This window comes from Sphingomonas bacterium (assembly GCF_028292945.1).
In the GTDB taxonomy this organism is placed as follows: domain Bacteria; phylum Pseudomonadota; class Alphaproteobacteria; order Sphingomonadales; family Sphingomonadaceae; genus Sphingomonas.
Map to the genome: position 1 here is coordinate 1 of NZ_JAQGLJ010000130.1, position 20,826 is coordinate 20,826.

25 protein-coding genes and 2 tRNA genes are annotated in these 20,826 nt (G+C 67.8%); 10 read left to right on the top strand and 17 right to left on the bottom strand.

Annotation, left to right across the window (positions count from 1 at the left end):
• The 3 genes from JWN21_RS13785 to JWN21_RS13795 all read left to right on the top strand — a co-directional run.
• Window positions 1-1,100 (top strand): S16 family serine protease (locus JWN21_RS13785; protein WP_299651389.1); only part of this gene is annotated, 1,100 nt, incomplete at its 5' end.
• Window positions 1,101-1,231: 131 nt separating this feature from the next.
• On the top strand, window positions 1,232-1,504 hold the full coding sequence (locus JWN21_RS13790) for an HU family DNA-binding protein (protein WP_299651392.1): 273 nt from the start codon (window positions 1,232-1,234) through the stop codon (window positions 1,502-1,504).
• 107 nt (window positions 1,505-1,611) lie between these two features.
• Window positions 1,612-1,686 (top strand) — tRNA-Val (locus JWN21_RS13795).
• Between the two features lie 430 nt (window positions 1,687-2,116).
• Here the strand turns inward: JWN21_RS13795 and JWN21_RS13800 are convergent.
• Window positions 2,117-2,545: a PilZ domain-containing protein gene (locus JWN21_RS13800; RefSeq protein WP_299651395.1), complete on the bottom strand. Its 429-nt coding sequence runs from the start codon at window positions 2,543-2,545 to the stop codon at window positions 2,117-2,119.
• 196 nt (window positions 2,546-2,741) lie between these two features.
• Between JWN21_RS13800 and JWN21_RS13805 the strand changes: the two genes are divergently transcribed.
• Window positions 2,742-3,923, top strand: a complete 1,182-nt coding sequence (locus tag JWN21_RS13805) for a glycosyltransferase (protein WP_299651461.1) — start codon at window positions 2,742-2,744, stop codon at window positions 3,921-3,923.
• On the opposite strand, the gene JWN21_RS13810 is transcribed toward JWN21_RS13805, so the two are convergent.
• The 5 genes from JWN21_RS13810 to yajC form a co-directional block, all read right to left on the bottom strand.
• Entirely contained in the window at window positions 3,904-5,079 is a 1,176-nt protein-coding gene (locus JWN21_RS13810) for a DUF3089 domain-containing protein (RefSeq protein ID WP_299651398.1), read from the bottom strand. The two genes, JWN21_RS13805 and JWN21_RS13810, sit on opposite strands and share 20 nt — an antisense overlap.
• A 139-nt stretch (window positions 5,080-5,218) precedes the next feature.
• Entirely contained in the window at window positions 5,219-5,581 is a 363-nt protein-coding gene (locus tag JWN21_RS13815; RefSeq protein WP_299651401.1) for an MTH938/NDUFAF3 family protein, read from the bottom strand.
• 2 nt (window positions 5,582-5,583) lie between these two features.
• The gene (gene secF / locus JWN21_RS13820) at window positions 5,584-6,546 is read right to left on the bottom strand and encodes a protein translocase subunit SecF (protein WP_299651404.1); all 963 of its coding nucleotides are present in this window, start codon (window positions 6,544-6,546) and stop codon (window positions 5,584-5,586) included.
• Complete coding sequence (gene secD, locus JWN21_RS13825; protein WP_299651407.1) at window positions 6,543-8,138, bottom strand: protein translocase subunit SecD; 1,596 nt, start codon at window positions 8,136-8,138, stop codon at window positions 6,543-6,545. The genes secF and secD overlap by 4 nt, the downstream gene beginning before the upstream one ends.
• 10 nt (window positions 8,139-8,148) lie before the next feature.
• Window positions 8,149-8,499: a preprotein translocase subunit YajC gene (gene yajC / locus JWN21_RS13830; protein WP_299651410.1), complete on the bottom strand. Its 351-nt coding sequence runs from the start codon at window positions 8,497-8,499 to the stop codon at window positions 8,149-8,151.
• A 160-nt stretch (window positions 8,500-8,659) separates the two neighbouring features.
• Here yajC and JWN21_RS13835 point away from each other — a divergent pair.
• Window positions 8,660-8,736 (top strand) — tRNA-Pro (locus tag JWN21_RS13835).
• A gap of 36 nt (window positions 8,737-8,772) precedes the next feature.
• Here JWN21_RS13835 and JWN21_RS13840 read toward each other — a convergent pair.
• Together JWN21_RS13840 and JWN21_RS13845 are read right to left on the bottom strand one after the other, a co-directional pair.
• Window positions 8,773-9,237 carry a DUF1810 domain-containing protein gene (locus JWN21_RS13840; RefSeq protein ID WP_299651413.1) on the bottom strand — a complete coding sequence of 155 codons (465 nt, stop codon included), beginning with the start codon at window positions 9,235-9,237 and terminating at the stop codon, window positions 8,773-8,775.
• A complete protein-coding gene (locus JWN21_RS13845; RefSeq protein ID WP_299651416.1) occupies window positions 9,234-10,193 on the bottom strand; it encodes a rhodanese-related sulfurtransferase in 960 nt (319 codons plus the stop codon). The genes JWN21_RS13840 and JWN21_RS13845 overlap by 4 nt, the downstream gene beginning before the upstream one ends.
• A 47-nt stretch (window positions 10,194-10,240) precedes the next feature.
• On the opposite strand from JWN21_RS13845, the gene JWN21_RS13850 reads away from it, so the two are divergent.
• The gene (locus tag JWN21_RS13850; RefSeq protein ID WP_299651419.1) at window positions 10,241-10,915 is read left to right on the top strand and encodes a spermidine synthase; all 675 of its coding nucleotides are present in this window, start codon (window positions 10,241-10,243) and stop codon (window positions 10,913-10,915) included.
• Window positions 10,916-11,034: 119 nt separating this feature from the next.
• Here JWN21_RS13850 and JWN21_RS13855 read toward each other — a convergent pair whose 3' ends face one another.
• On the bottom strand, window positions 11,035-11,904 hold the full coding sequence (locus tag JWN21_RS13855; protein ID WP_299651422.1) for an NAD(P)H-hydrate dehydratase: 870 nt from the start codon (window positions 11,902-11,904) through the stop codon (window positions 11,035-11,037).
• Window positions 11,901-12,680: a histidine phosphatase family protein gene (locus JWN21_RS13860; RefSeq protein WP_299651425.1), complete on the bottom strand. Its 780-nt coding sequence runs from the start codon at window positions 12,678-12,680 to the stop codon at window positions 11,901-11,903. The genes JWN21_RS13855 and JWN21_RS13860 overlap by 4 nt, the downstream gene beginning before the upstream one ends.
• 219 nt (window positions 12,681-12,899) lie before the next feature.
• Here JWN21_RS13860 and JWN21_RS13865 point away from each other — a divergent pair, with 219 nt between their 5' ends.
• From JWN21_RS13865 to hslU, 4 genes are all read left to right on the top strand, one after another.
• Entirely contained in the window at window positions 12,900-13,439 is a 540-nt protein-coding gene (locus tag JWN21_RS13865) for a glycosyl hydrolase 108 family protein (protein ID WP_299651428.1), read from the top strand.
• A gap of 51 nt (window positions 13,440-13,490) precedes the next feature.
• Entirely contained in the window at window positions 13,491-13,904 is a 414-nt protein-coding gene (locus tag JWN21_RS13870; protein ID WP_299651431.1) for a holin family protein, read from the top strand.
• Window positions 13,905-13,971: 67 nt separating this feature from the next.
• Window positions 13,972-14,535 (top strand): ATP-dependent protease subunit HslV, encoded by a 564-nt coding sequence (hslV, locus tag JWN21_RS13875; protein ID WP_299651434.1) that lies wholly within the window; start codon window positions 13,972-13,974, stop codon window positions 14,533-14,535.
• Between the two features lie 94 nt (window positions 14,536-14,629).
• Window positions 14,630-15,934, top strand: coding sequence for an ATP-dependent protease ATPase subunit HslU (gene hslU, locus JWN21_RS13880; RefSeq protein ID WP_299651437.1), 1,305 nt, complete (start codon window positions 14,630-14,632; stop codon window positions 15,932-15,934).
• On the opposite strand, the gene JWN21_RS13885 is transcribed toward hslU, so the two are convergent.
• The 7 genes from JWN21_RS13885 to JWN21_RS13915 all read right to left on the bottom strand — a co-directional run.
• On the bottom strand, window positions 15,935-16,351 hold the full coding sequence (locus JWN21_RS13885) for a hypothetical protein (RefSeq protein WP_299651440.1): 417 nt from the start codon (window positions 16,349-16,351) through the stop codon (window positions 15,935-15,937). It abuts the gene before it with no gap.
• A gap of 5 nt (window positions 16,352-16,356) precedes the next feature.
• Window positions 16,357-17,082 (bottom strand): hydroxyacylglutathione hydrolase, encoded by a 726-nt coding sequence (gene gloB / locus JWN21_RS13890; RefSeq protein ID WP_299651443.1) that lies wholly within the window; start codon window positions 17,080-17,082, stop codon window positions 16,357-16,359.
• Window positions 17,066-17,482, bottom strand: a complete 417-nt coding sequence (locus JWN21_RS13895) for a VOC family protein (protein WP_299651446.1) — start codon at window positions 17,480-17,482, stop codon at window positions 17,066-17,068. The genes gloB and JWN21_RS13895 overlap by 17 nt, the downstream gene beginning before the upstream one ends.
• Window positions 17,482-17,919 (bottom strand): VOC family protein, encoded by a 438-nt coding sequence (locus JWN21_RS13900; protein ID WP_299651449.1) that lies wholly within the window; start codon window positions 17,917-17,919, stop codon window positions 17,482-17,484. Before JWN21_RS13900 ends, JWN21_RS13895 begins: the two co-directional genes overlap by 1 nt.
• A gap of 38 nt (window positions 17,920-17,957) precedes the next feature.
• Window positions 17,958-18,683: a S9 family peptidase gene (locus JWN21_RS13905; RefSeq protein WP_299651452.1), complete on the bottom strand. Its 726-nt coding sequence runs from the start codon at window positions 18,681-18,683 to the stop codon at window positions 17,958-17,960.
• Window positions 18,684-18,713: 30 nt separating this feature from the next.
• Window positions 18,714-19,793 (bottom strand): M48 family metallopeptidase, encoded by a 1,080-nt coding sequence (locus tag JWN21_RS13910; RefSeq protein ID WP_299651455.1) that lies wholly within the window; start codon window positions 19,791-19,793, stop codon window positions 18,714-18,716.
• 14 nt (window positions 19,794-19,807) lie between these two features.
• A partial coding sequence (locus JWN21_RS13915) for a DUF898 family protein (RefSeq protein ID WP_299651458.1) occupies window positions 19,808-20,826 on the bottom strand: 1,019 nt, incomplete at its 5' end.

Below are 20,826 nucleotides of genomic sequence, written 5' to 3' on the forward strand. Positions count from 1 at the left end.
TGCTCGAGGTGCTGGACCCCGAGCAGAACAGCAAGTTCAACGATCACTATCTGGAGATCGACCTGGATCTGTCCGACGTGATGTTCGTGTGCACCGCCAACACGCTCAACCTGCCGCAGCCGCTGCTGGATCGCATGGAGATCATCCGGCTGGAGGGCTATACCGAGGATGAGAAGGTCGAGATCGCCGAGCGGCATCTGGTCGCCAAGCAGATGGAGGCGCACGGCCTGAAGGCGTCGGAGTTCACGCTCACCACCGAAGGCCTGCGCGCGCTGATCCAGCGCTATACGCGCGAGGCGGGCGTCCGCACGCTGGAGCGCGAGATCGCCAAGCTGATGCGCAAGGCGCTGCGCCGGATCCTGGAGGGCAAGGTCACGCAGGTCGTGGTCACGCCTGACAACCTCCATGAGTTCGCCGGCGTTCTCAAATATCGCCACGGGCTTTCCGAGACCGAGCATCAGATCGGTGCGGTGACCGGTCTCGCCTGGACCGAGGTCGGCGGCGAGCTGCTGACGATCGAGTCGGTGACGGTGCCGGGCAAGGGTGCCGCCAAGCTGACCGGCACGCTGGGCGACGTCATGAAGGAGTCGATCGAGACCGCTTTCTCCTACGTGAAGGCACGCAGTCCGTCATACGGCATCAAGCCGAGCGTGTTCCAGCGCAAGGACATCCACATCCATCTGCCGGAGGGCGCCACGCCCAAGGACGGCCCCTCGGCCGGCGTCGGCATCGTCACCTCCATCGTTTCGACGCTGACCGGCACTCCCGTGCGCCGCGAGGTGGCGATGACGGGCGAGGTCACGCTGCGCGGCCGCGTCCTGCCGATCGGCGGGTTGAAGGAAAAGCTGCTCGCGGCCCTGCGCGGCGGCATCGAGACAGTGCTGATCCCGCAGGAGAACGAGAAGGACCTCGCTGACATCCCGCAGAACATCAAGGATGGCCTGCGAATCGTGCCGGTCGCCCACGTCGACGAGGTGCTGGCGCTGGCCCTGACGCAGCCGATCGCCCCGATCGACTGGACGGAGGCGGACGAGCTGGCGGCGTTACCGCCGGCCGTTGTCGCGCCCGTCACGACCGGGAGCGCCGAACGCCACCACTGATCGAGGACCGGCGACACGGTCTGCCTGCTGGCAGCGGTTTCGATTGACACAGGTTACGCCAAGTGGCGTTAATCGCTCGACGGCCCGCGACTCTGCCGTGGGTTAACAGCTGAAACGGGGTTTCTTCGACGATGAACAAGCAGGAACTGATCGCGGCGGTCGCCGACACCTCCGGCCTCACCAAGGGCGACACGGTCAAGGCCGTGGAGGCGGTGTTCGAGACAATTTCCGGCGCGCTCAAGCGGGGGGACGAGGTGCGGCTGGTCGGGTTCGGCACCTTCTCGCTGTCCAAGCGCAAGGCGTCGACGGGTCGCAACCCACGCACAGGCGAGCCGATGACGATCAAGGCGTCGAGCCAGCCCAAGTTCAAGGCGGGCAAGGGCCTCAAGGATCACGTGAATTGACGAACCCTCTCCCTTGTGCGGGGAGGGTGGTCGCATCGACAATAGGCTGGACACCAGCATCGGCCTTGCTAAGAGGCCGCCTTCCGGAACGGCCCGCAGGGGCGATCGGGCGCGTAGCTCAGCGGTAGAGCACACCCTTCACACGGGTGGGGTCACAGGTTCAATCCCTGTCGCGCCCACCACTATGTCGATGACTTAGTGGCCCGGACACGAGCCTCCATGAAGCGGCGAAATGCAAGTTTGAAGACGCTTTGCGCGCTATGACCTCGCGGCACTGGAGTTGAGGCTGCGTCGCAGCCTGACGCTCCTTCCATCGTCCTGCTGCGATCGGACCTCTCGGCCATGTTTGATGGCCACGGAGCGGGAAAGCACTTGGTCGCATCGCGCTGGTCGAAGCATGCAGGTCTCAAGCCGGCGCCGTCAACCACGCCTCTGGCTGATCGTGTTGACCAACGCGGAGCGCGGTGATGCTCCGCTCACAAGCAGTAGTGCTTCGGCTCAGCTGGCCATCGCCCGCGCTGCCTCTTAGCGGCGGACGGGCAGCCCACCTGGACGCCTAGGTTGAGCGTCTTGGCTCTCGATGCCAGGCTGCCCCCGTAGCGTGGCAGCAGTTCACCGGCCGTAAGGGTTCTGCAGATCGCCGATCCAGCCGGCGCGCGGCGTGGAGGCGGCACCTCCGGTCGCGCCGGCGGAGGCTGGCTCGACTCCCGACAATGGTGTGACCACGGCCTTTTTGCGCGCTGCGTCCGGGTTGATCTGTTCGGCAAAGGCCAGACCCGCGGACCCGGCCTCTACCCAGACGATCGTGGCCGCGATCGCCTCCAGCGATCCGACCGAGATCAGCACGGTTGCTCCTTGCCTGAGCTCCGATGCCTGGTCGATGCGGATGCCGCCCTTGGACAGATCGCGGACGCGATGGGTCGAAGGTGCGCTCCCGTCGAAATGCTCCAGCCTGGCGCTCAACATCACGCTCGCTCGTGGCGTACGCAAGAGGCGCTCGGCAGCTTCGTCGTCGACAGGAGTAGCTGACTGAGAGGTCATGCGAGCGCGAGGAGCAATGATTCGACCACCCGGCGGCTGTAGCCGACAACCTTTAATGGCTCGTGTCGAACATGCCGCACCGACCTGCGCACGTCATATTCCGCTCAAGAGTGCGACGGCATTCTGGTCCGTACGATCGCGACGCACCGGATCTGGCGGGGACGGTGCCTTAATGCTTCTGCGCTATGACGCTCACGTGCTCCGCGTCCTGACCCTGTCGTCGCTGTTTCCCGACCTCACTCGCCCAAATTTCGGCGTCTTCGTCGAGCGCCAGACGCTCGGCCTTGCAGCCGAACCCGAAACACAGGTGACGGTGGTCGCACCGATAGGTCTGCCGCCACGGCTGTTGCGCCGCCCTCAGCACCGTGCGTTGGCGCTTCTGCCGGAACAGGAGCACTGGCGCGGACTTGCCGTCCACCGTCCCCGCTTTCTCGCCCTACCCGGCACCGGCGGGCGCTGGCATTCGCGGCTGCTCGCGCGGGCGGTGGTCCCGTTGCTCGACACGCTCGCCTTCGACGTGATCGACGCTTCCTTCTTCTTCCCCGATGGCGTGGCTGCAATCGAACTTGGCCGGCGGTATCGTGTGCCCGTGTCCATCAAGGCACGCGGGGCCGACATCCATCACTGGGGACACGCTCCCGCCGCCGCCGTGCAGGTCCGCGCGGCGGGCTGCGCGGCCGACGGACTGCTCGCCGTATCGGCCGCCATGCGCGACGACATGGCCGCGATCGGCATGCCCGCCGATCATATTCACGTTCACCGAACCGGAATAGATCACGGTCGCTTTCATCCCGCCGACCGGGCGCTGGCGAAGGCAGCGCGCGGTCTGGACGGCCCTGTGGTCCTGTCGCTGGGGGCGCTGATACCGCGCAAGGGGCACGGCATCGTCATCGACGCCGTCGCCCGCCTGCCCGGCGTCACGCTGCTGATCGCCGGCAACGGCCCAGAGCACGCCGCGTTGGTCGCGCAGGCACGGCGGCTCGGTATCGCCGATCGGGTGCACGTGCTCGGGTCCGTGCCGCATGCCGACCTGCCCGCGCTGATCGCCGCCGCCGATGTGATGGCGCTCGCCTCGTCGTCCGAGGGCCTCGCGAACGCCTGGGTGGAGGCGCTCGCGTGCGGCACGCCTATCGTCATTCCCGATGCCGGCGGCGCGCGCGAGGTGGTGACCACGCCCGCCGCCGGCCGCATCGTTGCGCGGGACGCAACCGCGTTTGCGCGCGCGATCGCCGACCTCCTCGCAGACCCTGCCGCACCCGCCGAAGTCGCCGCCGCCGCCGCTCCATTCAGCTGGGAGCGCAACGCCCGCGAGTTGCACGCGCACCTCGCGGGGCTTGTCGCCGCCGGAAGGCCGGCCCCTAGTTGCGCTGTGGCTTGACCGGCAGGCCGACACCCCGCCAGGCGAGTGCCTGCTTGTCCGCCAGCTCGACGAGGTTGCCCATCGCGACCGGCATGTCGACCAGATGCAGGCCCCAGTCTTTCAGGATCGTGCCCGCATTCGTCACATCGCCGCCGATCGTGTCGGTGCGCGGGTCGGTGGGCACGCCGTTGGTCGTCACCGCGAGGTAGTTGAACCCATCGCGGTTGGTGCACTCGGCCGTGATCAGCCCAGGGACCTTCACGAACGGTGTGGTCACGGCGCCGGTCGAAGTCCAGGCCGGCTGCGGCGAGCTCGACATGCCCGCGCCGGCGGTTGTGAAGATCGCATCGGTCACCACCTTGCCGCCGCCGAGCGCAGCCGGATTGACGCAGCCCGCCACCATGCCCGGCGTGGCCACCTTCCCGAAGCGGCTGTTAGCGGGCGGCGGGGCGTCGGCACGGAACGTCACGTAGGTGACGACGCAGCCATATTGCCCGGCCGCCGTGCACAGCGGCAGCCGCTTGAGATCGCCGCCGACTGCGGCGCCAGCGGGCACGGCGACATTGGTGCCGATCAGCATCGCCGAGATGATGTTGCGCTGGATCGGATAGCCCTCGATGTAGCGCGCGATCAGCTCCTTGAGCACGCCCGACCCCTGGCTGTGCCCGATCAGCACCACGCCGCGTCCCTTGTTGTCGCGCTTCAGATAGTCGTTCCACGCCTCGAACACGTCGCGCAGCGCCAGCACGCGGTCCAGTGCCACCGTCTGCCCCATCATCGTCTGCCGCAGCGCGGTCAGCGTCACCTGGCGGTACAACGGCGCGAACACGCGGCACTTTGCCCTGAACCGTGCCGCCTGCGCCATTGCCACCTGCCGCTCCTCGGGGCCGGCGATCATGTCGCTGTTGGGGGTCGTGTCGTTGCTGACGGTGGGGTAGACGTAGAAGCAGTCGAACGGCGCCGTCTTTGCGGCCTTGAATCGCTCCACCTTGGTGCGCCCGTTCGCCTGCACCACGGTCGTGTCGAGGTTCACCGCGCACGCATCCGCGCGACCGGGGCGGCACAGCCAGTTCGCGTCCTGGGCATAGTCCGGGGCGGGGGCGGCCGGCGGGGGCGTCTGCGCAAACGCGGGCGCGGCGGCGATGGCGAAGGCGGACACGATCAGGCTCTTCATTGGCTCTCTCTCCGGTTTGGCGGGCAAGTGTCGCCTCCCCCGCGGAAGCCGGGGCCCAGTCGGCCGCGCTGCGGACTGGACCCCGGTTTCCGCCGGGGAAGGGCTGCTCCCTTATGCGAAGACTATCAGCCTTTGGAGGCTAGTCGAGAGGGTAAAGCGCCGCCGCGATCTGTCGGCCTTCGCCACGCAGCACGCTCCACGCGCGGGCAGCGGCGCGGCTGTCCATCGGCTCCAACCCGATGTTCATCCCTTCCAGCGCGACGGTCAGCGTAGCGGAAGGCCGGACCAGCCGCGGGCCGGTGCCGAGCACGATGAATTCCGGCCGTGCGTCCACCAGCGCTTGCAGTGCCGCGACGGTGAGCTGGCCAAGCGGCGGGGGCACCCAGGCGGCTGCGCTCGTCACGGTCAGCGTCGCGGCGCGGTAGACCATGCCGTCGATGCGAAAGCCGGTCGCGGTGAAACCCTGTACCATCGGCCCTGCGGGGGACGGTGTGGCCTCCATCTTCACCCCTCTCGGGGCCCCACGCGCTCGGCACCCTTCACGCCCTCTGCGGTCGTGACGAAACTGTCGGGTTTCAGGTTCAGCCACAGCAGGATCGCAGCGGAGACGTACACCGACGAGAAGGTGCCGATGACGATGCCCAGAAGCATCGCGGCGGTGAAGCCGAAGATCACGTCCGGACCCAGCACCAGCAGGATCGTCAGCACGATGCCGATCGACAGCGAGGTGACGACGGTGCGGCTCAGCGTCTCGTTGATCGACAGGTCCAGCAGCGGCTCGATCGCCATCTTGCGGTATTTGCGCAGGTTCTCGCGGATACGATCATAGACGACGATCGTGTCGTTCAACGAATAGCCGATGATGGTCAGGACGGCGGCGACGATGTTGAGGTCGAACTCCAGCTGCGTCAGCGCGAAGAAGCCCAGCGTCAGCGCCACGTCGTGAAACAGCGCGAACAACGCGCCGACGCCGAAATGCCATTCGAAGCGAAACCAGACATAGAGCGTGATCGCGAACATCGCGAGCGCCAGGCTGATCGCGCCGGTGCGGAACAGCTCCTGGCTGACCTTGCCCGACACGCTCTCGACTGCGCCCACCTTCGCGCCGGGATAGCCCTGTTCGATCGTCGCGCGGATGCGCCGTGCCGCGCGATCCGCGGCGGCGGCGTCGCCGGCGGGAAGCGGGGTGCGGATCGACACCTCGCGGTCGCCGCCGACCTGCTGGATCGTCGCCTCGCCGAGCCCCAGCCCGCCGATGCGCGCGCGCAGCTCCTCGACCGCCACCGGCTGCGCGAACGTCGCGCGCACCGACTGACCGCCGACGAAGTCGATGCCCAGGTTGAAGCCCTTGATGAAACACAGCGCGATCGACGCGGCGATCAGCAGCAGCGACAACGTCATCGCCACGTTGCGATAGCGCAGGAACGGGATGTTCGTGTCGTCCGGGACGAGCTTGAGGGGCCTCATATGTTGATCGTCCTGGGCCGGTTCTTCATCAGCCAACGTGACACGAGCAGGCGCGTGAAGGTAACGCCGGTGAACACCGACGTGACGATGCCGATCGCCAGCACCACCGCAAAGCCGCGGATCGGGCCGGAGCCGAAGATGAACATGATAGCCGCCGAGATGACGTTGGTGATGTTGGCGTCGAAGATCGCGGTCGACGCTTCCTTGTAGCCATACTCGATCGCGGGCACGGCGTTGCGCGGGCGGCGCAGCTCCTCGCGGATGCGCTCGTTGATCAGGACGTTGGCGTCCACCGCCGCGCCGATCGTCAGCACGAAGCCGGCGATGCCCGGCAGCGTCAGCGTCGCGCCGAACAGCGCCATGATGCCCAGGATCATCACCGCGTTCACGATCAGCGCGGCGGTCGTATAGACGCCGAACCGGGCATAGGTGACGATCATGAACGCGATCAGCGCCAGGCTGCCGACGATGCCGGCGAGCACGCCCTTGTTGATCGAATCCTTGCCCAGCTCGGCGGAGATCGTGTTTTCCTGGATCACCGACAGCGCCACCGGCAGCTTGCCCGAGCGCAGCGCGATCGCGAGCTGGTTGGCGGAGTCGACGGTAAAGCTGCCCTCGATGTACCCGGCGCCGCCCAGGATCGGCGTGTTGATGCGCGGGGCGGAGATCACCTGGTCGTCGACGACGATCGCGAACAGCTTGCCGACATTCTCCTGCGTGGTGCGGCCGAAGCGCTTTCCGCCGGAGCCATCGAAGGTGAAGTTGACGATCGGCTGGCCGCCGGTCTGATCATAGGCCTGGCGCGCATCGACCAAATTCTCGCCCGAGATGATGATCGCGCGCTTGACCGCGATCTTGCCGCCACCCTCGGCATAGGGAAGCACCTCGCTGCCCGGCGGCGCGCGACCCAGCGCGACCTCGGCGGGATTCGCGGTCTCGTCGACCAGCTTGAATTCCAGCTTGGCGGTACGGCCCAGCAGGCGCTTCAGCGCCTCGGGATCCTGCAGGCCAGGCACCTCGACGACGATGCGGTTGGCGCCCTGGCGGACGATGGTCGGCTCACGCGTGCCCAACTCGTCGATGCGGCGGCGCACGATCTCGGTCGCGTCGTCCATGGCGGTGTCGATCGCCTGCGCAGTGCCGGCCGCGGTCGGTCGCAGCACGAAACTGGTCGAGTCGACCACCGAGATGTCCCAATCGCGCTGCCCGGTCAGCCCCGCGCCCGCAGTCATCGGCAACAGCCGCTCGCGCGCCGCGTCCACCTGTGCCGCATCGCGGACCATGAAGCTCAGCTGTCCGTCCCGCAGCGAGATCTCGCCGATCTCGATGCGCGGATCGGTGCGGCGCATCGCGATGCGGATCTGCTCGCGCATCGCCTCGAGCCGCGTCTCCGCGACGTCACCCGTCTGCGCCTCCAGCAGGATGTAGCTGCCGCCCGCGAGATCGAGCCCCAGATTGACGACCGGTTGCGGGAGCCAGCCGGGCCAGGTCGCGCGCACACGTTCGGGGACGAAGCTGGGAATGGCGGCGAGCGCGCAGAACGCGATCACCAGCCAGGTTGCCCAGACTTTCCAGCGCGGGAAATCGAGCATCAGCTGGCGCTCAATCGTTCGCCGGCTTGGCGGTGTTGCTCGTCACCTCCGCCAGCGTCGCCTTGACGACGCGGATGCGCGTGGTGGGCGCGATCTCGACCTCGACGAAGCGGTCCTCGATCTTGGTGACCTTGCCGACGATGCCGCCGGCGGTGATGACCTGATCGTTCTTCTTCACGCCTTCGATCATGGCCGCAAGCGCCTTGGCGCGTTTCTGCTGCGGGCGGATCAGGAGGAACCAGCCGGCGATGAACAGCAGGAACAGCGGCGCCATGTTGACGAAGAACGCATAGGCGCCGCCCTGCTGGGCACCGGATTGAGCGCCGGCCGCGGCCTGGGCGTGAGCGGGGGTGATGAACATGGGATCCGTTACGTAAAGGCGAGGGGCGGGTGCCGGAACACCGTCGCGACAAGCGTCGGCGCTAGCATCCACAGCGCAGCCGCGCAACGCCGGCGCTTGCATCGCCGATGCCCGAAGCCTAGACGCTCGCCCTCGGAGGCTGCTCGCGGCCTCCACCGGTCGGGGCGTAGCGCAGCCTGGTAGCGCATCACACTGGGGGTGTGGGGGTCGCAGGTTCGAATCCTGTCGCCCCGACCAATCATTCGGATCCATGGCAAGAACTTGGGTGGGGGCCTAGCTCGGCGCCTGAGACAAAGGCCTGTTCGTCGCGATCCGGGAGGCATCGAGAATAGCGACCGTTCGCCGGTCCTTGTCGCCCCGAAACCAGCGTTGCAGCGCAGCCGCGAACAGCGGATCATCGGGCGCTGCTGCGGCGAAAAGGGTGAGCGACGAGCGGAGCTTGGCTTCATCCACGGACCCGAACACCGCCGCCGCCGTGGTGCCGACCAGGTCCTGGAGAACGGCTACGCACTCCCGGTATCGCGAACCGAGCAATGGGTCGGCAAGATAGGCTTGCGCTTCCTCGATGGAGCCGATCGCGTAGCGGCGCGACATGCCGCTCGCGCCCAGGCCGGCCACCTGGGGAAAGATGAACCACATCCAGTGGCTCGTCTTGCGGCCCTGCCTGATCTCGGCGAGCGCGTGCATGTAGGTCGCCTCCTGCGCGGTAACGAAGCGACCGAGGTCGAACGCGCTCACTCGGGGGGTTCGTTCATCACCGCGCCGACGTGGCTTTGGCCCCGCATGACGCCCAGCATCTCCTGTCGGTGTCGTTCACGGTACGAGGCGCGCTGCTCGTCCGTGCGCTCGGATTGGCACGCGGCGCAGCTGACGCCAGCTTCGTACATCGGCGAGCCGAGCTCCTGTTGGCTCACCGGGCGGCGACACGCGTGGCATAGCTCGTAAGTGCCGGGCGCGAGACCGTGGCCGACCGACACGCGCCCGTCGAACACGAAGCATTCACCGCGCCACAGGCTCTGTTCCTCAGGCACGTCTTCCAGATATCGGAGGATGCCGCCCTGAAGGTGGTACACTTCGTCGATGCCCTCCTGCTTCAGGAAGGCGGTCGATTTCTCGCAGCGGATGCCGCCGGTGCAGAACATTGCCACCCGGGGCTGCCGTCCGCTCCCCAGCAGTCGCTCGCGCTCGCCACGAAACCAAGCCGGAAAATCGCTAAAGGTGGCGGTGCGCGGGTTGATCGCCCGATCGAACGTGCCGATCGCGACCTCATATTCGTTGCGCGTGTCGATCACGATCGTCGCCGGATCGGAGATCAGCGCGTTCCAGGCGTGCGCCGCGACATGGGTCCCGGCGTCCGCCAGGGCATCGAGGCCAGGCTCCCCCATGGTGACGATCTCGCGTTTCACCCGCACCTTCATGCGACGGAACGGCGGCGTGGCGGCGCCCGAAAGCTTGACGTCGAGGTCGGCGCAGCCGGGCAGGTCGCGGACATGGTCCAGCACGGCGGCGATCGCGTCCGACGACCCCGCGATCGTGCCGTTGATGCCTTCGGGCGCGAGCAGCAGCGTGCCGCGAACGCCGCGCCGCCGACAGATGCGCAGCAGCGGCTCACGCAGGCTGGCGCAGTCCTCGAAGCGGGTGAACCGGTACATGGCCGCCACGGTCAGGCAGCTGTCGGGAGGAAGTCCTGTCACGCGAGGGACTGTAGCGTCCCGGTGCGTTTTGACGATATGCGACCTGCATGACGCCACGCGAACTGATCGCCACCGCCGCCATTCCCGGCGGCGACGAACTCCGCCTGTTCCGGCGTGGGCAGGACTGGATGGTGGTGCTCGACCGCAACGAGCTGATGAGCAGCCGGATGAGCGGGTCGGAGGAGGCGCTCGCCACCTTGACCGCCGCGCGCCTGTCGCGCCGCGCGAACCCGAGGGTCCTGATCGGCGGCTATGGCATGGGCTTCACGCTCCGCGCCGCGCTGGCGGCGTTCGCGTCCGACGCGCGGTTCACCGTCGCCGAGCTGGTGCCGGAGATCGTCGACTGGGCGCGCGGGCCGATGGCATCGCTGACCGCCGGCTGCCTGGATGATCCGCGGGTCGCGATCGAGATCGGCGATGTGGCCGCGTCGATCGCGCGGGGCGCCAAAGACGCAGGGTGGGACGCGATCCTGCTCGACGTCGACAACGGCCCCGACGGGCTGACCCGCGCGGGCAACGATTGCCTTTACGCCGGGCCGGGTCTGGCCGCCGCGCGCGCGGCGCTGCGTCCGGGCGGGCTGCTCGCGATCTGGTCCGCCGGTCCCGACGCGGCCTTCGTCCGTCGGCTCGGCGCTGCCGGGTTCGCCGTCGAGGAGGTCGCGGTCCGCGCGCGGAGCAACGGCAAGGGCCCGCGCCACGTCATCTGGTTCGCCAGAGCGTAGGTAACGGACACACCTACCGCCGTTCGTGTCGAGCGAAGTCGAGACACATGTCCCTCGACTTCGCTCGGGACGAACGGAGGGCTGGCTCGCATTCGCTCGGGACGAACAGAAATTTCTGTCTAGCGGGCCAGCAGCCCCGGCAGCTCCGGCAACAGCTCGCGCGCCAGGAACCCCACCGGCCCGATCCGCTTCGCCAGCACGCCCCCGGCCTCGCCATGCAGCCACACGCCCCAGCCGGCCGCGACCAGCGGCGGTAGCCCGCGCGCGAGCAGCCCGCCGACCACGCCCGCCAGGACATCACCCGATCCGCCGGTCCCCAGCCCGACGCCGCCACCCGCATAGTGCAGCATCGTCCCGTCAGGCGCGGCAATCACCGTTTCGGCATCCTTCAACGCCACCACCGCGCCATACCGCCGCGCGACATCGGCGGCGGCACGCTCCGGATCGGCCGCCACCGCGTCCTTGTCGCAGTCGAGCAGCGAGGCCATTTCGCCCTGATGCGGCGTCATGACGATGCGACCGCGCCATCGCTCCAGCACCGCGTCGAGCGGTCCCGCGCACGCCACCGCGGCAGCATCCAACACCAGCATGACCTCCGGCGCATCGGTGTCGGCCAGTCCGCGCACCAACCTTGCCGTCGCCTCCTTGTCCCCGGTGCCGGGTCCCAGCACGACCGCGTCGACCCTCGCCAGCATCGGCAGCAGCAGCTCGATGGCAGCGGCCGCGATGTCGCCATCCTCTTCCGGCAGCGACACGGCGGCGGCCTCTGGAAAGGCCACACCCAACGCGATCGCCGCGGAGGCGATCGTCGCCAGCTTCACCTTGCCCGCACCGACCCGCAGCGCCGCCTCGCCGGTCAGCAGCAGCGCGCCCGGCACGTCGCGCGCGCCGCCGACGATCAGGATGCGCCCGCGTCCGTCCTTGCTGGTGTCGCCATCGGGCAGGGGAATGGGGTTGGCCGCGCACCAGACTGCGTCGAGCTCGATCATCCTCTTGCCGCCACCACCGCGTCGGGCGCGGACGTCACCGGTGCCGCGCTCTCCTCCACTGCCGCGACCGCATTGTAGCGCACCAGCGTCAGCCCGCCGTCGCCGGACGCGGTCGGATCGAACGCATATTCCGTCACGGAGCAATTCGCGACGTCTCCCGCCCGGTCGATCGCCAGGATCTCCTCCTCGCTCAGCCCTTCGATGATGTAGCGAAGGCACAGCACCACCACCTGGTGCGCGACGATCATCACGCGCTGGCCGCCGTGATGGAGCGCGACCGTATCCATCAGCGAGCGCAGGCGGAAGATCACGTCGCACCAGCTCTCGCCGCCGGGCGGGCGGTGATAGAATTTGCCGAGCAGCCGCCGGAATTCCGCCTGGTCGGGCTGCAACGCGCGGATGCCCGCGCCGGTCAGCCCGTCGAGGATTCCGAACTCCTTCTCACGCAGGCGTTCGTCGTGACACAGCGACAGGGCAGGGTCGCAGCCGCCCTCCGCGCGGAACAGCTCGGCGGTCTGGCGCGCGCGAAGATATGGCGAGACCAGCACGATCTCCGGCCGCGCGTCCACGGCCCCACTTTTAGATGGGCCCGCGAACCACCGTCCCAGACCGCGCGCCTGCTCCTCGCCCATCGCCGACAGCGGCACGTCCACGTCGCGCCCGGAGACATCGATCCGCTCCGCGCCCGCCGCGTCCGCCAGGTCGCGCGCGACATTGCCCGCGCTCTGGCCATGACGAACGATCCACAAGCGGGAGGGCCAACGGGCGGCGGGCATCAGGGAGAGTTCGGACAAGTCATCGCAGCGCAACCGTGGAATTGCCGCGCCGGTTCCCGTGGTCGTCATCCTGAACTTGTTCCAGCATCCACGCGGAACGGCTGAACCGAGTCCGACGCATGGATCCTGAAACAAGTCTACGATGACGACGTGAGATAATGCTGTCCTACACACCAACCGATATGGTTCACGACCGCGACTCACAGCAGGAGCAGGCACATGGACCCCACCAACCTCATCGACGCCGTGATCGACCGCGAAGGCGGCTATGTCGATCATCCCGACGATCCCGGTGGCGCCACCCGCTGGGGCATCACGCAGGCAACCGCGCGCGCTCACGGCTATACCGGCGACATGCGGCTGCTGAGCCGTGACCGTGCCGCCGCGATCTACCGCGGCGCCTACTGGCTGCGCCCCGCGCTCGATCGCGTGGCGGACCAGGCACCTGCACTCGCGGCAGAACTGTTCGACACCGGCGTCAACATGGGGCCGGGGGTCGCCGCCGCTTTCCTCCAGCGCGCCCTCAATGCGCTCAACCGCGGCGCGTCCGACTATCCCGACATCGCCATCGACGGCGCGATCGGCGCCCGCACGCTTGCCGCGCTGGACGGTTTCCTGACGCGGCGCGGGCGGAGCGGAGAGACGGTTCTGCTCAAGGCGGTCGAGGCGCTGCAAGGCGAGCGATACCTCAGCCTCGCGGAGCGCCGGCCGGCCGCAGAGGCGTTCCTCTACGGCTGGCTCGCCAACCGTATCGGTTAAACGGGTTGGCGTCAGCCAGTGTCACCTACTTTACTTCCGGAGTGTCCGACCATGAGCATCGTCAACGGCATCATCGGCCCCGTCGCGGGGCTGCTCGACAAGATCATCCCCGATCCAAAGGCGCGCGACGCCGCCAAGCTGGAGCTGCTGCGCCTGCAGGGCGACCAGTCGCTCAACGAGGTCAAACAACAGCTCTCGGCGCTGCTGGCGGAAGCGCAGTCGCCCGACCCGTGGACCAGCCGCGCCCGCCCCGGTTTCCTGTACGTCATGTACGCATTGCTGCTCTGGGCCATCCCGATGGGCCTGATCGCCGCCGCGCAGCCGAGCATGGCGAAGGACATCGCGGCGGGCATGACCGCGTACCTGAACGGCATCCCAGAACCGCTCTACGCGCTCTTCGGCACCGGTTATCTCGGCTACACCGTGGCACGCAGCTGGGGCAAGGCCAAGGGCATCGATCGGTAATCCTTAACCCTCTCCCGCGAAGCGGGAGAGGGTAGAAGTCGCGCCGCCGCTCCCCATATCCGCCAACATGAGCGGAAACACCCACGGCGCGCCGGTCTGGCACGGCACCACCATCGTCTCCGTCCGCCGCAACGGGCGGGTCGTCATTGCCGGCGACGGTCAGGTGACGCAGGGCCAGACGGTGATGAAACCCAACGCGCGCAAGGTCCGCACGCTGGGCGCGGATGCCAAGGTGATCGCCGGGTTCGCGGGCGCGACCGCAGACGCCTTTACGCTGTTCGAGCGGCTGGAGGCCAAGCTGGAGCGGCACGGCAGCCACCTGATGCGCGCCGCCGTCGAGCTTGCCAAGGACTGGCGGACGGACAAGTATCTGCGCAATCTGGAGGCGATGATGATCGTCGCGGATCGCGAGACGACGCTGATCCTGACGGGGAATGGCGACGTGCTGGAGCCGGAAGCCGGCATCGCGGCGATCGGCTCGGGCGGCAATTACGCGCTCGCCGCCGCCAAGGCGCTCGCGGATTATGAGCAGGACGCAGAGACGATCGCCCGCAAGGCGATGGCGATCGCCGCCGAGGTCTGCGTCTATACCAACGACCGGCTGACGGTGGAGACGCTGGAGGCCGCCTGAATTGAGCTCCGTTCGTGTCGAGCGAAGTCGAGACACATTGGCGGAGCGCTACCCTCATGTTCCTCGACTTCGCTCGGAACGAACGGATTTCTGAATGACCGACACCCTCACCCCCAAGGCGATCGTCGCCGCGCTCGACGCCCACATCATCGGTCAGGCCGACGCCAAGCGCGCGGTCGCCGTCGCGCTGCGCAATCGCTGGCGTCGCCAGCAGCTCTCCGCCGAGCTGCGCGACGAGGTGACGCCCAAGAACATCCTCATGATCGGGCCGACCGGCTGCGGCAAGACCGAGATCAGCCGCCGGCTGGCGAAGCTCGCCGACGCGCCGTTCGTGAAGGTGGAGGCGACCAAGTTCACCGAGGTCGGCTATGTCGGTCGCGACGTCGAACAGATCGCGCGCGACCTGGTGGAGGAGGCGATCCGGCTGGAGCGCGAGCGCCGCCGCGCCGCGGTCAAGGACAAGGCGGAGGCTGCCGCGCTCGGCCGCCTGCTCGACTCGCTGACCGGCAAGGGAGCGTCAGAGGCGACCCGTGCCGCCTTCGAGCAGCGCTTTCGCGACGGCCATCTCGACGCGACCGAAATCGAGATCGAGCTGGAACAGGCGTCGCAGATGCCCTTCGAGGTGCCGGGCGCACCGCAGATCGGCATGATCAACCTGTCCGAGATGATGGGCAAGGCGTTCGGCGGCGGCCAGAACCTCAAGCGTCGGAAGCTGACGGTACGCGCCGCCTGGGACAAGCTGCTGGAAGAGGAGGGCGACAAGCGCGTCGATGCCGACGACGTCAACCGCGTGGCACTCGCGAACGCCGAGGAGAACGGCATCGTCTTTTTGGACGAGATCGACAAGATCGCGGTCAGCGACGGACGCGGCGGCGGCTCGGTCAGCCGCGAAGGCGTGCAGCGCGACCTCCTGCCGCTGATCGAGGGCACCACCGTCGCGACCAAATACGGGCCAATGAAGACCGACCACGTGCTCTTCATCGCAAGCGGAGCCTTCCATGTCGCCAAGCCCAGCGACCTGTTGCCCGAACTACAGGGCCGTCTGCCAATCCGCGTCGAGCTGAAGGGCCTGACGGAAGCCGATTTCGTCGCGATCCTGTCGGACACCAGGGCGTCGCTGATCGCGCAGTATCGCGCGCTGCTGGGCACCGAGGGCGTCTCGATTGACTTCACCGAAGACGGCATCGCCGCCGTCGCGCGAATTGCCGCGGAGGTGAATGGCGAGATCGAGAACATCGGCGCGCGCCGGTTGCAGACAGTGATGGAAAAGCTGCTGGAGGATGTCAGCTTCAATGCCGAGGACCGCAGCGGCAGCACGCTGACGATCGACCGCGCCTATGTGGAGCAGCAGCTGTCCGCGATCGCGCGCAACACGGACCTCAGCCGCTTCGTGCTGTGATCAGCTGCCCCGCGACGGCCGTTGATAACGGACGAAGTCGCCAAAACCGCACGACCCGGCGAACATATGCGAACCACGGTCGATCGTCCTGCCGATATCGCCCCGGCACAGCTGCGGGGACGATGTGCGCGTGACGAGAATCGCATCGTGGCCCACCCGTTCGCAACCGCCAGTCGTGCGGTTGACGTATTTCGTCGAGCCGCCGTTCGAGTAGACCAGCGTATTGCCAAAGGATTTCAGACCACCCCGCAGCTCCGTCTGATTGACGCATGCCTGCGTCCGGCCCGGGACCAGCCCCGCCAGTTCGCGATCCAGCGCCGCACGCGCGCCAGCTTCGGCGTCGGCCTGGCGTTCGAGATCACGCGCCGTAGGCGTACAGGCAGCGATAAAGAGCAATGATGGCAAGAGGATACGCATGGTGATCAGCCCTTGAAGTTGTCCTTTGCTACGCGGCGCTCGCCCAGTTGTTCCGCCGTCGCGGCACGAAAAAAGGGATTGGTGGCCCGCTCGTGCCCGATCGTGGTCGGCACCGTCGGCGCGCCGTCGGCACGCAGCGCGTCGACCTCCTTCGCCCGCGTCACGACCGCCGGATTGTCCGGCTCGACGTGAAGCGCAAAGCGGGCGTTCGACTGGGTGTATTCATGCCCGCAATAGACGGTCGTGTCGTCGGGCAGCTCGGCATAACGCTGCATGTTCGCGAACATGTCGGCGGGCGTCCCCTCGAACAGCCGGCCACAGCCCATCGCGAACAGCGTGTCGCCCGTGAAGATCACGCGGTCGTCGGCGAAATGGAACGCGACGTGCCCCTGCGTATGGCCCGGCACCCGCATCACCGCCGCCCGGTGTTCGCCGATCGAGACCGTGTCGCCCTCCGCGACGCCGCGATCGACACGCCCGATCTTTGCTGCCTCCTCGGCAGGCGCGGTCACCGGCGCGCCGATCTCCGCGTTGCCGGCGACATGGTCGGGATGCCAATGCGTGTTCCACACCTGCGTGATGGTCCACCCCCGCGCCTCGGCAGCGGCGATCAGCGGCTTGGCGTCGCCCGGGTCCAGCGCCACCGTCTCGCCCGACGCATCGTCGTGGAGCAGCCAGGCGTAATTGTCCGACAGGACGGGAAGCTGCACGATCTCAAGCGGCGACGGCATCGTAACCTTCCGGGCTGAACTGGATGAGGCAAAAGCCGTGCCCGAACGGGTCGGCAAGCGTGGCGATGCGGCCATAGCCGGCATCGCGAGCAGGCTTCTCGACGATCGCGCCGGCGGCAGTCGCGCGGGCCAGCGCGGCGTCCAGGTCGCCGACCGCGACGTCCAGATGCACCGGCGTCCAGTGGCGATGGTGGCGCGCCCGGTCCGCTCGGGACGTGCCGGCATCGGCATCGTCAGCACGGCTGAGGACATAAAGCGGCGCATCGAGCCCAAGCAGCTCCACGGCGGCGTCGCCGAAGCGGCGGCCCGGTCGCACGCCGAACCCGGCGGCGTAAAAGGCTTCGGCGGCATGCAGGTCCGGCACGTCGATGTTGACCAGCAGGCGCGCCGCTTCGGCCATTACCAGTGGCCGACGTTCGGCATCGAGGCCCAGGGTTCGGCAGGTGCCCGCGGTCCGCCATCCTGCAGCAGTTCGATCGAGATGGCGTCTGGCGTGCGCACGAAGGCCATATGGCCGTCGCGGGGCGGACGATTGATTGTGACGCCGGCGTCCATCAGCCGCTGGCACGTGGCGTAGATGTCGTCGACGCTATAGGCGAGGTGGCCGAAATTCCGGCCCTCGCCATAGTCCTCGGGATCCCAATTGTGGGTGAGCTCGACCTCCGCCTGCCGCCGCTCGCCCAGCGCCGCGTGATCCTCGGGCGTGGCGAGGAAGATGAGCGTGAAGCGACCCTTCTCGTTGTCGATCCGCCGCACCTCCTCCAGGCCAAGCAGCTCGAAAAAGGCGACGGTCTTGGCCGGGTCCGCGACGCGGATCATGGTGTGGAGATAACGCATGCCGGCAGGATACGCCTCCGCTCGGCGGCTTGCCAGCCCTAACCGACCAGCGCCACCACGTCGGCGACCGCGCGTTCGAGCAGCGCGATGTCCTCGTCACGCGACAGCCGGTGGTCGCCTTCCTTGACCAGCCAGCATTGCACGTCAGCCGAGCCGAGCAGTTCCGCGAGCCGGCCTGTCCGCGTCCATGGCACGACCGCATCGCGCATCCCGTGCAGCAGCCGGACCGGCCCGGTGAAGGGGATTGCCCCGGACATCAGCCGGTTCGCCTCTCCCGACGACCAGAAACCGCGCGTGTAGACGGTCGGCTCCGGCCCGTACGCATTGGGCCGTTCAAGCCGGCCATGACTCAGCATGTGCAGCTTCTCGTCGGTGGTAAAGCCCCAATCCGTGAAGTCGGGCGCGGGCGCGACGCCGACCATCGCGGCGATCCGATCCGGCCGAAGCTTTGCGATCAACAGCATCAGCCACCCGCCCATCGACGAGCCGACCAGCACCACCGGCCCCTCGATCAACTCGTCCACCAGTGCCAGCGCGTCGTCGCGCCAGTCGGCCAGCGTCTGCTCCTCGAACGCGCCCTCGCTTTCACCGCAGCCGCCGTAGTCGAAGCGCAGGCAGGCCTGGCCGCGTGCCCTGGCCCATGCTTCCAGCGCCAGCGCCTTCGCGCCGCTCATGTCCGACCCATAGCCGGGCAGGAACATCACCGTTGGCGCGGCGCCTGGGGTGTGATGAAACGCAAGGCGAGGGCGGGGGGCGTCGGTCATACGAAACTCCCTACCCGGTCCCGCGGGAGATCAGAAGCGCCAGCCCTGCTGCTCGGGCGTGTTGCGGCAGATGTTACGCAATGCCGCCCATTGCTGGGCATCGAGCGTCGGGCGGTACGTCACGCCCTTGCCCGCGCTGGCCTCGAAGTTCCTGGCGCGATCGGCCGAGACGGGGTGGGTGTTCACATAGGCGAACAGCCGTTCCGCCTGTCCCGCTCCCCCTCCGAGACGGCGAAAGAAGTGGGCGGTCGGCACGGGCGACACGACCGCGCGCCGCATCATGGCGATGGCCGCGCGATCGGCATTGACCTCCGCCTTGCGCGAATAGGCGGTGGCAAGCAGCGCGTTGGTATAACCGCCGACATTGCTGTCCATCCCGCCGAGCAGCACCGACAGCCCGACTTGCCGGATCAGCGCCTCCGTCACATCGCGATTGCGGACATGGCCGAGTTCGTGGCCGACCACGCCGGCGACCTCATCGGGCGACTTCGCCGCCTTGAGCAGCCCGTCGAAGATGACGATCCGCCCGCCGGGCAGCGTCACCGCGTTGACCATCTTCAGCCGGACGACATGAACGTCGAGCGCGCGGTCCTCCGGTGCGATGCGCCTCAGCATCGTGGCGAGTGCCGCCTGACCGGCGGGATCGTCGCATCCTTTCCGACCGAAATCGCCGACCATCAGGTCGCCCATCCGCTTCTCGACGGAGGCGGGGACTAGCCGTGCGACGGCGGCCGGCGTGCGGAGCACGATCGTGACCGCCAGCGCCGCGACGGCGGCGAACGCGATGCTGGCCGGGGCAAGGCCGATGCGATCGACCCAGCGGCCATAGCGCGGCCGGCCGGGCAGCTTCGCCGCGATCCCAGGCGACGGTGTGTCGACGAAGCCGATCCGCCAACCGCCCATGCGCTTCAGCCCATAGCTGGTGGCGACTGCATCGGCATCGTTGGCGATCAACGCTTCCCACGCGAACGGCCCCGTCTCGCGGTCGCGCTCGACGAGCCGGAATGTGGCGCCATCGTCGGCCAGCACTGCATCGCGGCGCAGCGCCGAAGCGCCGTCATAATGCCACACGCGCGGCCCCACGGCCGCGTCGTCAGAATGCGCCGGCATCGCCCCGTGCATTCTCAGAATGCGCCCACGTCGAACGCGTCCAGCAGCCCTTCGCCCTGGCCCGGCTCGCGCGCGGTGGAGGTGGTCATGTCCTCCAGCCTGACCTCACCGGAAGCCTCGGCGTGGCGAACGAAGAACGTCCAGTTGCGATACACCACGAAGATGTACCCGACGCCCAGCGTCGCGATCGTCAGCCCGACATTGCCGAGGTACAGCAGCACCCAATCCTTGGTGCGCGCACCAAAGCCGAACTGGAGGTCACCGAGCGACAGCGTCCGCGCCGCCTCGCGAAAGAACGCGGCATAATAGGTCAGCGCGACCAGCCCGAGCAGGACGAAGAACAGCAGGTAGAACAGCGCGGCGGCGATCACCAGGGCGATGACCGTCCCCGGACCCGGTGCCCGTCCCATCACCAGACCGCCCGTGGCAAAGCCGATCCCGCCGAATATCGCGGCCAGGACAAACATGCCGATGACGATGAAGGCGGGCGAGAAATAGAACAGCAGGTAACGCCCGAAGATGTTGCGCCACTCGGCGCGCGCGTGAAAGCGCATCGGGCCGAAGCTCATCGCGCTCCAGCGCTCGTTCCACAGCCTGGTCATCGACCAGGGGATCATCAGCCCGGCCGCCAGATAGCCGACCAGCGTGCGCCAGAAATAGCTCCAGCCATAGCGGAACCCCTGATCGTCGCTGCCGCCCCGTATGCCGTGCCACCAGGTCCGGCTGAGCCGATAACGAAGTGCACGGAATACCGCCACGCCGACCAGGTACAGAAGCAGCAGGTATAGGGCGGCACCGATCACGATTGCTGCGCCGGTATGTCCGCGCAACAGCACACCCTGCAGGATCAGCTGCAGGAGGCCAAACGGCAGGAAGAAGCAGACCATCGCGATCAGATAGCCGATGAACAGCTCCGTGCCCGTGCCGGTCCATTCCAGCCGATCGTCGATAAAGCGCGTCCGGCTCCACAGATAGCGCCGCGTTCGCGCGCGCGCCCAGAACGAATAGATCCCCAGCGTCACGATCGTGAGCA

What these genes read in the sequence shown, in the direction of transcription:
- JWN21_RS13790 (WP_299651392.1), top strand. Translation starts at nt 1,232, where the DNA reads ATGAACAAGCAGGAACTGATCGCGGCGGTCGCCGACACCTCCGGCCTC.
- JWN21_RS13800 (WP_299651395.1), bottom strand. Translation starts at nt 2,545, where the DNA reads ATGACCTCTCAGTCAGCTACTCCTGTCGACGACGAAGCTGCCGAGCGC.
- JWN21_RS13810 (WP_299651398.1), bottom strand. Translation starts at nt 5,079, where the DNA reads ATGAAGAGCCTGATCGTGTCCGCCTTCGCCATCGCCGCCGCGCCCGCG.
- JWN21_RS13815 (WP_299651401.1), bottom strand. Translation starts at nt 5,581, where the DNA reads ATGGAGGCCACACCGTCCCCCGCAGGGCCGATGGTACAGGGTTTCACC.
- secF (WP_299651404.1), bottom strand. Translation starts at nt 6,546, where the DNA reads ATGAGGCCCCTCAAGCTCGTCCCGGACGACACGAACATCCCGTTCCTG.
- secD (WP_299651407.1), bottom strand. Translation starts at nt 8,138, where the DNA reads ATGCTCGATTTCCCGCGCTGGAAAGTCTGGGCAACCTGGCTGGTGATC.
- yajC (WP_299651410.1), bottom strand. Translation starts at nt 8,499, where the DNA reads ATGTTCATCACCCCCGCTCACGCCCAGGCCGCGGCCGGCGCTCAATCC.
- JWN21_RS13850 (WP_299651419.1), top strand. Translation starts at nt 10,241, where the DNA reads ATGACGCCACGCGAACTGATCGCCACCGCCGCCATTCCCGGCGGCGAC.
- JWN21_RS13855 (WP_299651422.1), bottom strand. Translation starts at nt 11,904, where the DNA reads ATGATCGAGCTCGACGCAGTCTGGTGCGCGGCCAACCCCATTCCCCTG.
- JWN21_RS13860 (WP_299651425.1), bottom strand. Translation starts at nt 12,680, where the DNA reads ATGCCCGCCGCCCGTTGGCCCTCCCGCTTGTGGATCGTTCGTCATGGC.
- JWN21_RS13865 (WP_299651428.1), top strand. Translation starts at nt 12,900, where the DNA reads ATGGACCCCACCAACCTCATCGACGCCGTGATCGACCGCGAAGGCGGC.
- JWN21_RS13870 (WP_299651431.1), top strand. Translation starts at nt 13,491, where the DNA reads ATGAGCATCGTCAACGGCATCATCGGCCCCGTCGCGGGGCTGCTCGAC.
- hslV (WP_299651434.1), top strand. Translation starts at nt 13,972, where the DNA reads ATGAGCGGAAACACCCACGGCGCGCCGGTCTGGCACGGCACCACCATC.
- hslU (WP_299651437.1), top strand. Translation starts at nt 14,630, where the DNA reads ATGACCGACACCCTCACCCCCAAGGCGATCGTCGCCGCGCTCGACGCC.
- JWN21_RS13885 (WP_299651440.1), bottom strand. Translation starts at nt 16,351, where the DNA reads ATGCGTATCCTCTTGCCATCATTGCTCTTTATCGCTGCCTGTACGCCT.
- gloB (WP_299651443.1), bottom strand. Translation starts at nt 17,082, where the DNA reads ATGCCGTCGCCGCTTGAGATCGTGCAGCTTCCCGTCCTGTCGGACAAT.
- JWN21_RS13895 (WP_299651446.1), bottom strand. Translation starts at nt 17,482, where the DNA reads ATGGCCGAAGCGGCGCGCCTGCTGGTCAACATCGACGTGCCGGACCTG.
- JWN21_RS13900 (WP_299651449.1), bottom strand. Translation starts at nt 17,919, where the DNA reads ATGCGTTATCTCCACACCATGATCCGCGTCGCGGACCCGGCCAAGACC.
- JWN21_RS13905 (WP_299651452.1), bottom strand. Translation starts at nt 18,683, where the DNA reads ATGACCGACGCCCCCCGCCCTCGCCTTGCGTTTCATCACACCCCAGGC.
- JWN21_RS13910 (WP_299651455.1), bottom strand. Translation starts at nt 19,793, where the DNA reads ATGCCGGCGCATTCTGACGACGCGGCCGTGGGGCCGCGCGTGTGGCAT.